At 70.0% G+C, this 12,132-nt stretch carries 7 protein-coding genes and 1 pseudogene; 4 read left to right on the top strand and 4 right to left on the bottom strand.

Translation table 11 applies throughout. The features are described from left to right. The first annotated feature begins 110 nt into the window (after positions 1-110). From I1A62_RS44230 to I1A62_RS44215, 4 genes and pseudogenes are all read left to right on the top strand, one after another. Entirely contained in the window at positions 111-1,505 is a 1,395-nt protein-coding gene (locus I1A62_RS44230) for a wax ester/triacylglycerol synthase family O-acyltransferase (RefSeq protein WP_219458190.1), read from the top strand. 49 nt (positions 1,506-1,554) lie between these two features. Continuing rightward, positions 1,555-2,840: pseudogene (locus I1A62_RS44225) on the top strand (HRDC domain-containing protein). Positions 2,841-2,989: 149 nt separating this feature from the next. Next, positions 2,990-4,198 (top strand): thiolase family protein, encoded by a 1,209-nt coding sequence (locus I1A62_RS44220; protein ID WP_124392955.1) that lies wholly within the window; start codon positions 2,990-2,992, stop codon positions 4,196-4,198. Further along, on the top strand, positions 4,199-6,307 hold the full coding sequence (locus I1A62_RS44215; protein ID WP_124392954.1) for a 3-hydroxyacyl-CoA dehydrogenase NAD-binding domain-containing protein: 2,109 nt from the start codon (positions 4,199-4,201) through the stop codon (positions 6,305-6,307). A 51-nt stretch (positions 6,308-6,358) separates the two neighbouring features. On the opposite strand, the gene I1A62_RS44210 is transcribed toward I1A62_RS44215, so the two are convergent. From I1A62_RS44210 to I1A62_RS44195, 4 genes are read right to left on the bottom strand one after another with little or no spacing between them, the layout of a single operon-like run. Next, the gene (locus tag I1A62_RS44210; RefSeq protein WP_219458189.1) at positions 6,359-9,058 is read right to left on the bottom strand and encodes a fumarate reductase/succinate dehydrogenase flavoprotein subunit; all 2,700 of its coding nucleotides are present in this window, start codon (positions 9,056-9,058) and stop codon (positions 6,359-6,361) included. After that, the gene (locus I1A62_RS44205; RefSeq protein WP_124392952.1) at positions 9,058-9,837 is read right to left on the bottom strand and encodes an ABC transporter ATP-binding protein; all 780 of its coding nucleotides are present in this window, start codon (positions 9,835-9,837) and stop codon (positions 9,058-9,060) included. Before I1A62_RS44205 ends, I1A62_RS44210 begins: the two co-directional genes overlap by 1 nt. Beyond that, on the bottom strand, positions 9,834-10,691 hold the full coding sequence (locus tag I1A62_RS44200) for an ABC transporter permease (RefSeq protein ID WP_219458188.1): 858 nt from the start codon (positions 10,689-10,691) through the stop codon (positions 9,834-9,836). The genes I1A62_RS44205 and I1A62_RS44200 overlap by 4 nt, the downstream gene beginning before the upstream one ends. Beyond that, the gene (locus tag I1A62_RS44195) at positions 10,688-12,118 is read right to left on the bottom strand and encodes an ABC transporter substrate-binding protein (protein WP_219458187.1); all 1,431 of its coding nucleotides are present in this window, start codon (positions 12,116-12,118) and stop codon (positions 10,688-10,690) included. Before I1A62_RS44195 ends, I1A62_RS44200 begins: the two co-directional genes overlap by 4 nt. Positions 12,119-12,132: the final 14 nt, after the last annotated feature.

The following is a 12,132-nucleotide window of genomic DNA, read 5'->3' as shown; positions in this document are numbered from 1 at the left end:
GGCGGATCGAGAACGGCACCGAGCGCCGCCTCGTCGACCCACCGTCGCGCGGACCTCGCGGTCCCGCGATTCGTTGGACCAGATTCTAGAACGTGTTCTAGTATCGGTTCATGCAGCGACTCAGCGGTCTCGACGCGTCCTTCCTCTATCTCGAAACGTCGACGCAACTCCTCCACGTCTGCGGAGTCATCGTTCTCGACGTCTCGACGATTCCCGGCGGCTACACGTTCGCCGGACTCAAGGCCGAACTCGGCGCCCGCACCGAGGCGATTCCCGCGTTCCGGCGCAAGCTGCAGGACTCCAGGTTCAACCTCGACCACCCGGTGTGGGTCGAGGACACCGACTTCGACATCGACCGGCACTGCCACCGCGTCGCCCTCCCCGCCCCCGGCGGCCGCGACGAGCTGGCCGAACTGTGCGGCGACATCGCGGGCATCCCCCTCGACCGCGCCCGGCCGCTGTGGGAGATGTGGGTGATCGAGGGCCTCGAGGACGGTTCCGTCGCCGTGATGTCGAAGATGCACCACGCCGGCGTCGACGGGATCACCGGCGCCAACATGATGGCCCAGCTGTGCGGCCTCGAACCGGACGCCCCGCGGCCCGACCGCGACGACTCCGCCGAGAGCGCGGGGCAGGCGAGCACGCTCGACATCGCCGTGGGCGGGCTGCTCGCCGTCGCGTCCCGGCCCGCGAAACTGCTGCGGATCGTCCCGCAGAGCCTGACGCTGCTGCCCCGCTGGATCGGCCGGGCCCGGCGCGGCGAGGCGATGCCTGCGCCGTTCACCGCACCGCGCACGTCCCTCAACGGCACGCTGACCAGCCACCGCAATCTCGCGTTCACCCAGCTCGACCTCGACAAGGTCAAGACGGTCAAGAACGCGTTCGACGTCAAGGTCAACGACGTCGTTCTCGCCCTGTGCTCGGGCGCACTGCGGAAGTACCTGCGCAGCCGCAGGGAACTGCCCGACAAGTCGCTGGTCGCGATCGTCCCGGTGTCGGTCCACGGAAAATCGGACCGGCCCGGCACCAACCAGGTGTCCGGGATGTTCACCCAACTCGGCACGCAGATCGAGGATCCCGCCGAACGTCTGCTGGCGATCGGCGAGCACAACTCGACGTCCAAGGAACACAACGAGACGCTCGGCCCGAGCCTGCTGCAGGACTGGTCGCAGTTCGCCGGCCAGGCCGTGTTCGGCACGGCGATGCGCCTCTATTCGACCCTCGGCCTGGCGGAACGGCATCCGGTGGTCCACAACCTGGTGATCTCGAATGTGCCGGGGCCAACGGTCCCGCTGTACTTCCTGGGCGCCCTGATCCGGGCGATGTATCCGCTGGGCCCGATCTTCCACGGCGCGGGACTCAACGTGACGGTGATGTCGCTGAACGGTCAACTCGACGTCGGCCTGATGAGCTGCCCGGAACTCGCGCCCCACCTCTGGGACCTCGCCGACGCGTTTCCGGCGGCCTTGGACGAGCTCGTCGAGGCAGCGGGGAACCGGCCGTGAACCCGCCGGTGCGCTGCGGGAATCCCGAAGAGACGTAGAGTCAGCTGTCATGTCCGAAGTCACCGACGACGCCTCGTCACCCGTCCCCGCCGAAGAACCCGGCAGGCAGGTAGTACCCCTGCTCGCACCCCGGGACGGCGTACCCGACGTGGTGACCACCGCGGAGGGTGTCGCGAAGGCCGCGGCCGCGCTGAGCGAGGGCACCGGGCCGCTGGCGGTCGACGCCGAGCGGGCGTCCGGCTTCCGCTATTCGGCGCGGGCGTATCTCGTGCAGCTGCGCCGGGAGGGCGCGGGGACGGTGCTCCTCGACCCGATCCCCACCGCCGCCGATCTCGCCCCGCTGGCGGAGGTGATCAATCCGCTGGAGTGGATCCTGCACTCCGCCGACCAGGATCTGCCGGGTCTCGCGGAGATCGGTCTGGCGCCGGCGACGCTGTTCGACACCGAACTCGCGGGGCGCCTCGCCGGGTTCGATCGGGTCGGCCTCGCCGCGATCGTCGAGCGGACACTGGGCCTCGAACTGCGGAAGGGGCACGGCGCCGCCGACTGGTCGAAGCGTCCGCTGCCCGACACGTGGCTGAACTACGCAGCCCTCGACGTCGAGGTCCTGGTCGAGTTGCGGAACGTGATGGCCGCGGAACTCGAGGAGCAGGGCAAGAGCGACTGGGCGGCACAGGAATTCGAGCACATCCGGCTCGCCGGGCCACCGCGGCCCAAGCCCGACCGCTGGCGCCGGACGTCGCACATCACGTCGCTGAAGACGCAGCGGCAACTCGCCGCCGCGCGCTCCCTGTGGCAGGCCCGCGAGGACCTGGCCCGCAAACGCGACGTCTCCCCCAGCCGGGTGCTTCCGGATTCGGCGATCATCGACGCCGCGACAAAGGACCCCCGCAGCATCGAGGCGCTGCGGGCGCTGCCGGTGTTCGGCGGTCCCCGGCAGCGGCGGCATTCCCGGATCTGGCTGCAGGCGCTCGAGGATGCCCGGGCGCTACCGGACTCCGAACTCCCCCGAAGACCCCGCCGTTCACGGGCCCCCCGCCCGCAAGCCGGTGGGCGCGGCACGACCCCGACGCCGCGGAACGGCTGACGGCGGCCCGCGCCGCGCTGGCCGCCCTCGGGGCGGAGGTGTCGGTGCCGGTGGAGAACCTGGTGACCCCGGAACTCGTCCGGAGGCTGTGCTGGGACTGGGCGGCTCCCGAGGACGGCGCCGAGGCGGCGATCGACCGGGTGCTCGACGCGGGCGGGGCGCGACCCTGGCAGCGGATGCTGACCGTGCCCCGGCTGGAAGCCGCGCTGCGCGCCGCGGCCGAGCAGAAGAGCTCCGCCGACGACTGATCGCGAGCACCGACACGCGGGGTGAGCGCGTGAATTCCCGATGAGGTACCCATTAAGTTACCCGTGAGTAACGGTAGGGGTACGCTGGTCTGGAGGCCGGACGCCTGGCCGTGATCCGGAACCAAACTGCTCCATCAGGAGGAATTCGCGTGGCTCCATCCACCACAACTCAACGCAACGTCGTATTCGTCGACGGCATCCGCACTCCGTTCGGCAAGGCCGGCCCCAAGGGCATGTACGCGGAGACCCGCGCGGACGACCTCGTCGTCAAGACCATCCGCGAACTGCTTCGCCGCAACCCCCAACTCGACCCCGCGCGCATCGACGAGGTCGCCATCGCCGCGACCACGCAGACCGGTGACCAGGGCCTCACCATCGGCCGCACCGCCGCGATCCTGGCCGGGCTCCCCGAGACGGTCCCCGGTTTCGCCATCGACCGCATGTGCGCAGGCGCCATGACGTCCGTCACCACCACCGCGTCGGGTATCGGCTTCGGCCAGTACGACGTGGTGATCGCCGGCGGCGTCGAGCACATGGGCCACCACCCGATGGGTGAGGGCGCCGACCCGAACCCCCGGTTCCTGGCCGATCGTCTCGTCGACCCCAGTGCCCTGGTCATGGGCAACACGGCCGAGAACCTCCACGACCGATTCCCGAGCATCACCAAGGACCGCACCGACGCGTACGCCGTCGCCAGCCAGAACAAGTACGAGGCCGCCCGCAAGGCCGGTTTCATCGCCGACACCCTCGTCCCCGTCGCCACCCGCTCCGCCGCGGGCTGGGGGCTGGCCACCGAGGACGAGCCGCCGCGTCCGGGCACCACGATCGAGGACCTCGCAAAGCTGAAGACGCCGTTCCGTCCCGCGGGCCGCATCACCGCGGGCAACGCGGCCGGTCTGAACGACGGCGCCACCGCCGCTCTCCTCGCCGGTGAGGACACCGCCCTCGAACTCGGGCTGCCGATCGGCATGCGCATGGTCGGATTCGCGTTCCAGGGCGTCGACCCCGCCGTCATGGGCATCGGACCGGTGCCCGCCACCGAGAAGCTGCTGGGCCGTACCGGTCTGAAGATCGAGGACATCGGCCTGTTCGAGATCAACGAGGCGTTCGCCGTCCAGGTCCTCGCGTTCCTCGAGCACTACGGCATCGCCGACGACGATCCGCGAGTCAACCAGTGGGGCGGCGCCATTGCGTGCGGCCACCCCCTCGCGTCCTCCGGTGTCCGCCTGATGACCCAGCTGTCCCGCCAGTTCGCCCAGCGCCCCGACGTCCGCTACGGCCTGACCACGATGTGCATCGGTCTGGGCATGGGCGGAACCGTGATCTGGGAGAACCCGAACTTCGATGGAGCCAAGTAGATGACCGACATTGCAACGGCATTCGCCGACGAGGTCGTGACCAACGCGTACACCAAGATCGTCGCGGTACCGGGCATCGAGGGCCCGGTCGCGCTGATCACCCTCGACAACGGTTTCGACCACACCAAGCCGTCGTCGTTCGGGCCGGGTGGCCTGGCGGCACTCGACGCCGCCCTGGACGAGGCGTTCGCCGCCCACCCCGTCGCGATCGCGATCACCGGCAAACCCTTCATCTTCGCCGCCGGGGCGGACCTCAAGGGTGTTCCGAGCATCACGAACCGTGACCAGGCGCTCGAACTGGGCCGCCTCGGGCACAAGGTATTCCGCCGGCTGCGCGAATCGTCCGTGCCGACGTTCGCGTTCGTCAACGGCGTCGCGCTGGGCGGCGGCCTCGAGGTCGCGCTGCACAGCCACTACCGCACCGCCTCCGAGAGCGCGGGCGCGCTGGGTCTGCCCGAGACGTTCCTCGGGCTGGTTCCGGGCTGGGGCGGAACGCAGTTGCTGCCCAACCTCATCGGCCCCTCGAACGCCGTCACCGTCGTCCTCGAGAACGCGCTGAACCAGAACCGGACGCTCACCCCGAAGAAGGCCCTCGAACTCGGCGTCGTCGACGCGGTGTTCGGCTCGGCCGACTTCCTCGAGCAGTCGTTCGCCTGGGCCGCACAGGTTCTGGCCGGCGAGATCACGCCCGCGCGTCCCGAGATCGACCGGGGCAAGGGCTGGGACGACGCGATCGCCCGCGCGAAGGCAATCGTCGAGGGCAAGACCAAGAACAACGCACCCGGACCGGCCAAGGCCGTCGAACTCCTCGAGCTGGCCCGGACCACCGATCTCACCGACCCGGCTTCGCTCGACAAGGGCTTCGCCGCCGAGGACGAGGCGCTCGCCGACCTTCTGCTCGCCGACGAGCTCCGCGCGGGCCTGTACGCGTTCGACCTGGTGAACAAGCGGGCCAAGCGGCCCGCGGGCGCACCGGACAAGTCGCTCGCGCGCAAGGTCACCGGCGTCGGCATCGTCGGGGCCGGCCTGATGGCCAGCCAGCTCGCGATGCTGTTCGTCCGCCAGCTGAAGGTGCCGGTGGTCCTCACCGACATCGACCAGGAGCGCATCGACAAGGGTGTCGGCTACGTCCACGGCGAGATCGACAAGCTGCAGGGCAAGGGCCGGCTGTCCCCCGACGCCGCCAATCGCCTGAAGGCACTCGTGTCCGGCTCGCTCGACAAGGCCGCGTTCGCGAACACCGACTTCGTGATCGAGGCGGTGTTCGAGAACCTCGATCTGAAGAAGAAGATCTTCGCGGAACTCGAGGAGTACATCGCCCCCGAGACCATCCTCGCCACCAACACGTCCTCGCTGTCGATCACCGAGATGGCCGCGGACCTGAAGCACCCCGAGCGGGTGGTGGGCTTCCACTTCTTCAACCCGGTCGCGGTGCTGCCGCTGCTCGAGGTCATCAAGGGCCAGAAGACCGACGACGCCACCCTGGCAACGGCGTTCGCCACCGCCAGGGCGCTGAAGAAGTCGGCCGTCGGTTCCGCCGACCTGCCCGGGTTCGTCTTCAACCGGCTCCTGATCCGCACCCTCGGTGAGGTCATGAACGCGGTCGACGAGGGCACCCCGTTCGAGGTGGCCGACAACGCCATCGCCGAACTCGGCATGCCGATGACCCCGTTCACGTTGCTCGCGCTCGTCGGTCCGGCGGTCGCGTTGCACACCGGCGAGACCCTCGCCGCGGCGTACCCGGAGCGGTTCCACAACTCCCCCGGGCTCGAGGCGCTGGTCGAGGCGAAGAAGCCGGCCGTGTGGAGCTACGGCGCCGACGGCACGCAGGTCGTCGACCCCGACGTCGCGGCACTGTGGAAGCAGGGCGACACGGCGTCCACGGCCGCGGAGGTTCTCGAGCGCACGCGGCGCGCGTTCGCCGAGGAGATCCAGATCATGCTCGACGAGGGTGTCGTCGCGGCGGCCGAGGACATCGATCTCTGCCTGATCCTCGGCGGCGGGTTCGGCTTCTGGAACGGCGGCATCACGCCGTACCTGGACCGCACCGGCACGTCCGAGGCGGTCAACGGCAAGCGGTTCCTGGCGCCGGGCGTCGCGAGCGTCTGACCCCCAGGTGAGTGGCGATGTGTGCCCCGGCACGCATCGCCACTCACCTGCTCAGGCCACGGGGACGTGGTCGGCGGCGGCGAGGGCCTGGCGGGCGTAGGCCCGCACGTCGGCGTCCGTGTCCTCGAGTGCGGCGGTGAGGGCGTCGACGGCGCCGCGGTCGCCGGTCCACCGGCCGAGTGCGAGGACGGCGGCCTTGCGCACGTCGAGGTGCGCGTCCGTCAGGGCGTCCGCCAGCGCGGGCACTGCGACGTCGGGTTCCGCACCGGAAAGTGCCCGGGCGGCGCCCTGCCGGATCTGCCAGGCCGACTCCTGCAGCGCCGCTGTCGCGAGCGCGACGTCGTCGCCGCGGCAACCGAGGCTCGCGAACGCCGTCAGCGCGGCGGCGCGCACCAGCGGATCCCGGTCTCCGGCCAGTGTGCGCACCGTCTCGACACCGCCGAGTCCGACGGTGGCCAGGCCGTGCGCGACGGTGATTCGCACTTCGCGGTTCTCGTCGTGTGCTCCCTCGGCCACCGACTCCCACCTGTCGAGCGACACCAGGGCCCGGACCGCTTCGATCCGGACGTGGTGATCGGCGTCGGACAGTGCGGCCAGGAACTGCTCCGCCGAACCCGCGTGCAGGGCGCGCAGGACGTCCACCACGGCGGCCCGGACCACGGCGTCGCCCGACCCCAGGTGCTCGGCCAGTCCGTCGCCGGACGGCAGCACCTCGACGAGTTCGCGGAGTCCGTCGGCGGCGGCGCGGCGCACCGTCACCGCGCCGTCGCCGAGCGCGTCGACGAGGGCGGCACCGAATCCGTCGGGTGTTCCCTCGGTCAGCACGGACAGTGCCGTGACGCGGACCTGCGGATCGGCGTCCTGCAGATACGGTGCGAGTTCGGCGACGCTCGGAGCGTCGAGTCCCAGGACCGCGACGATGGCCGGTGAGGACGGCTCCTGCCGGACCGGCACCGCGATGCGGGAGCGTTCCTCCACCGGCGCCCGGCCGCCGACCAGCGGCGGCTGAGCGACGGGAACGACGGTCCGGTCCACGGGAGGAAGGGAATCGAGTCCGGGCACCGGCACGAAGTACGGCTCGACGGGCCGCTTGAAGAACTCCATGTCCCCGTTCTCGCCGCGCCGCAGATTCAGGTGATAGCCCCATTCGTCGTCCCGCTGCTCGGGAAGATCGGCGCGTTCGTGGTACAGCCCCCACCGGCTCTCGGTCCTGGTGAGAGAACTGCGGGACGCCATTTCCGCGCAGTCGCGGATGAACGTGACCTCCGCGCAGCGCATCAGCTCGTGCGGGGTGGTCGCGCCCATCCCGGCGATCTCTCCCACCATCCGTTCGAACGTCTCGACGGCGATCGACAGCTTCGTCGCCGTCTTCGGCGGTGCGACATAGTCGTTGACGAAGCGGCGCAGCTTGTACTCGACCTGCGGCTGGGGCGGACCGTCCGGGTTGCGCAGCGGCCGGTAGATCAGCTCGTGCGCGGCGGCCAGTTGCTCTTCGGGCAGCGCGTCCGGCGCCTCGACGTCGGGCAGGGTGCCGGTGGCGTGGGATCCGGCGAGGTCGCCGTAGACGAATGCGCCGATCATGTAGTTGTGGGGGACGCAGGCCAGGTCGCCGGCGGCGTACAACCCCGGGACGGTGGTCGCGCCGTGCTCGTCCACCCACACCCCGGACGCGGAATGCCCGCTGCACAGGCCGATCTCGGAGATGTGCATCTCGATGTCGTGGCTGCGGTAGTCGTGCCCGCGGTTCGCGTGGAACGTGCCGCGGGTGGGGCGTTCGGTGGTGTGCAGGATCGACTCGAGCGTGTCGAGTGTTTCCTCCGGCAGGTGGCTGACCTTGAGATAGATGGGGCCGCGGGCGGATTCGATCTCGCTCTTGACCTCGCTCATCATCTGCCCCGACCAGTAGTCGGAGTCGACGAACCGCTCCCCCTCGGCGTTGACCTGGTAGCCGCCGAACGGGTTCGCGACGTATGCGCAGGCCGGGCCGTTGTAGTCCTTGATCAGGGGGTTGATCTGGAAGCATTCGATGCCGCTGAGTTCGGCGCCCGCGTGGTAGGCCATCGAGTAGCCGTCGCCCGCGTTGGTGGGGTTCTCGTAGGTGCCGTAGAGGTACCCCGACGCCGGCAGTCCCAGCCGGCCGCACGGGCCGGTCGCGAGGATGACCGCCTTCGCGCCGACCGCGACGAACTCGCCGGTGCGGGTGTTCAGCGCCGCGGCGCCGACCGCCCGGCCGTTCTCCGTCAGGACCCGGACGGGCATCAGCCGGTTCTCGATGCGGATCTTCTCGCGCATCTTCCGCTGCCGCAGCACCCGGTAGAGCGCCTTCTTCACGTCCTTGCCCTCGGGCATCGGCAGCACGTACGAACCGGAGCGGTGCACCCGGCGGACCGCGTATTCGCCGTACTCGTCCTTTTCGAACTTGACGCCGTACTTCTCGAGGCGCTGCACCATCGCGAAACCGCGGGTCGCGGTTTGGTACACGGTGCGCTGGTTGACGATTCCGTCGTTGGCGCGCGTGATCTCGGCGACGTAGTCCTCGGGTTCGGCCTTGCCTGGGATGACGGCGTTGTTGACACCGTCCATTCCCATGGCGAGCGCCCCGGAATGGCGCACGTGCGCCTTCTCGAGCAGCAGCACATTCGCACCGTTCTCGGCGGCGGTCAGCGCCGCCATCGTGCCTGCCGTGCCGCCGCCGATGACGAGGACGTCGCAGTCGAGGCGGACGGTGTCGGCGAGATCGGGGATGTCCATCAGGTCTCCGGAGTGTGGTTCAGCGCGCCGAGGACGTCGGCGCGGGCGGCACGGGTGCCGGGATGGTCGAGGTGGTCGCGGTCGCGGGGGTGCGGGATGTCGACGAGGGCCCGCAGCGGCTCACCCGCCCGGCCCAGCACCGCCACCCGGTCGCCGAGCAGCACCGCCTCGTCCACGTCGTGGGTCACGAACACCACCGTCGTCGGGTGCGTGCTCCACGTGTCGACGAGCAGTCGCTGCATGACGCCGCGGGTCTGGGTGTCGAGGGCGCCGAACGGTTCGTCCATCATCACGGCCCGCGGCGCCCCGGCGAGGCCGCGCGCCAACTGCACCCGCTGGCGCATGCCCCCGGACAGGTTCTTCGGCAGGAAGTCGCCGAAGCCGGTCAGACCCACCTCCGCGATCCAGCGATCGGCGGTCTCGCGGCGCCCCTTGCGGGGTTCGCCGCGCAGTGCGAGGGCCAGTTCGATGTTCGAGCGCACCGTGCGCCACGGGAGCAGCGCGTTGTCCTGGAACACGACCGCCCGGTCCCGGGACGTCGACTCCACCGCGGCGCCGTCGGCGACGACCCGCCCCGAATCGGGCGGCAGCAGGCCCGCCAGTGCCCGCAGCACCGTCGACTTGCCGCACCCCGAAGGTCCGGTGAGCACCAGGATCTCGCCGGGCACCACGGTCAGCGACAGCGAACGGATGACGGGTTTCCCGGTGTAGGACAGGGTGACATCCTCGAGGACCAGCGACATGCCCGCGGCCACGGACGTTCCGGCGGTGGCGGTCATGCGCGCTCCCCTCGTGGCAGCCAGCGGGTGACCCGCCTGCCGAGCAGTTCGACCGCCCCGGACGTGAGAAATCCGAGGATGCCGATCGTGATCATGCCGACGAAGACGCCTGGGTAGTCGACGATCGTGTACGCCTGCCAGGTGCGGTACCCGACACCGAGCCTGCCGGAGATCATTTCGGCGGAGATCACACAGATCCAGGCGACCCCGATCCCGACGGACAGTCCACCGAACACGCCGGGCAGGATCCCGGGCAGCACCACCCGGGACAGCACGTCCCAGCGTCCGCCGCCGAGGGTGCGCACCGAGTCCTCCCACAGCGTGGGGAGGGCCCGGACGGCGTGCCGGGTACTCACCATGATCGGGAAGAACGCGGCGACGAACGTGATGAACACGATGCCCGCCTCGTCACTGGGGAACAGCAGGATCGCGACGGGTACGACCGCGATGGCGGGGATCGGCCGGGCGAGTTCGGTCAGCGGGCCGAGGACGTCGGCGAACAGTTCCGATCTGCCGAGGGCGATTCCGGTGGCCACCCCGATAACCGTGGCGAGTCCGAATCCGCTGAGAATGCGGATCAGCGACTGTCCGAGGTCGAGGTAGAACAGATCGGTCTGCAGCTGGGTGCCGAACGCGGACACCACGTCGGTGACGGTGGGGAGCGTGTCGAACCGCAGCCACAACCGGACGTCGTAAGCGGTGAGCAGCTGCCACGCGAGGATCGCAGCCAGCACCGAGGCGACCCGCACGAGCCGGGACCGCCACGGCGACGATCGTCGGCGGGTCTCCGGATCATGTTCTTCCACAACACCTTCGGTGCCGGGCAGGACTTCCGGTTGTTCCAGCGTGGTCACGGCCGGACCTCCTCGACGGCGCGGTCGTAGGTGACCACGGCACCCGACGGGTGCGCCCTCAGGTAGCGGTCGGCCGCGGCGCCGGTGGTGAACGGCAGGAAGGTGTCGCCGTCGCGCACCCACACGGCCTTGTCCGCGAACCATCGGGTGCCCAGTTCGGCGTCGGGAACGTAGCCGGCGCGCACGGTGCGGCCCTCGGCGCGGGCCTGCTTCACCGCCCGGAGCAGGCAGGTCGGGTTCGCGGCCGGCTGGGTCTCGCCGGTGCCGTCGAACCACACCTCCCCGGCCAACGCCGGGTCGCTCGCGGGCGCGGCGCACACGGGGTCGGTACCGGTGACGGCGGCGGGGTTGGCGGTGGACGCGAGCGTGGTGTCGTAGTCCTGCCCGTCCGCCTCGAATGCCGACCGCAGCGGTGCGTCGTTCACGAAACCGTCGACGTCGAGGTCGGCGAAGTCGCCGATCGACTTCAGATACGGCACATCGTTCTTCAGTGCACCGATCAGACCGGGCTTGAGCGTGGTGTCGAACGAGGTGCCGCCCGGGCCGTTGTACAGGTACACGACCTCCTGCGGCAGCCCGCTGGCGTCGGCGACGATCCGCGACGCCTCGAGGGGTTCAGTCTGCACGAACCGGGTGGCGTCGAGTTGTGCCCGGAGGAACGCGTCGAGTACCTCGGGGTGCTCGTCCGCGTACGCCTCCCGGGCCACCACACCGTGCAGGGTCGGGGTGTGCAGTTCGGCGCCGTCGTACAGCAGCTTGGCCTTGTCCTGGAAGACGAGAAGTCCCGGCCACGCGACGAACTGCGACAACGCGGCCACCTGACCGGATTCCAGTGCCGACGATCCGACCTGCGGCTGCTGGTTCAGGACCTCGACGCCGGTGGCGGGGTCGATTCCGGCGCGGTCGAGTGCCTGGACGAGGGTCCCGTGGCCCGCGGATCCGACGCTCGCGGACACCTTCTTGCCGGCCAGGTCGCCGAGCGTGGTCGCGGGTGAGTTCGGCGGCACCACCACCATGTTCAGCGCGCCCTCGGGGTTGTATCCGGTCACCGAGACGATCTCCGTCTTCGAGCGCGGGTTCGCCTGGGTGCGGGAGCCGTTGATCAGCATCGGGTAGTCGCCCATCGATCCGATGTCGATCTTCTCCGCCACCATCTGCGCGGTGATCGGCGCACCGGTGTCGTAATCCTGCCACTCGACTGAGTACTTCGTCCCCGTCCGTTCCGTGACGTCCTGCAGACGCTGTTCGAGGTAGCCCTGCGCCCGCAGCAGGGTTCCGGCGGTGACGGTGTTGATCGTCTTGGACTGGTACCCGATCACCACGGTGACCGCGTCGCCGTTGCCTGCCGACGGTTCGAGGGAGCAACTCGTCGCCACGAGTGTCAGTGCCGCGGCGGCGATCGCGAAGGTGGGGAAACGTCGCTTCATCTGTGTGGTCTTTC

It is taken from the genome of Rhodococcus sp. USK10, assembly GCF_019378875.1.
In the GTDB taxonomy this organism is placed as follows: domain Bacteria; phylum Actinomycetota; class Actinomycetes; order Mycobacteriales; family Mycobacteriaceae; genus Rhodococcus_F; species Rhodococcus_F pseudokoreensis.
Note: the sequence above shows the minus strand (reverse complement) of the source record. Positions and strands in the feature narration are given on the sequence as shown.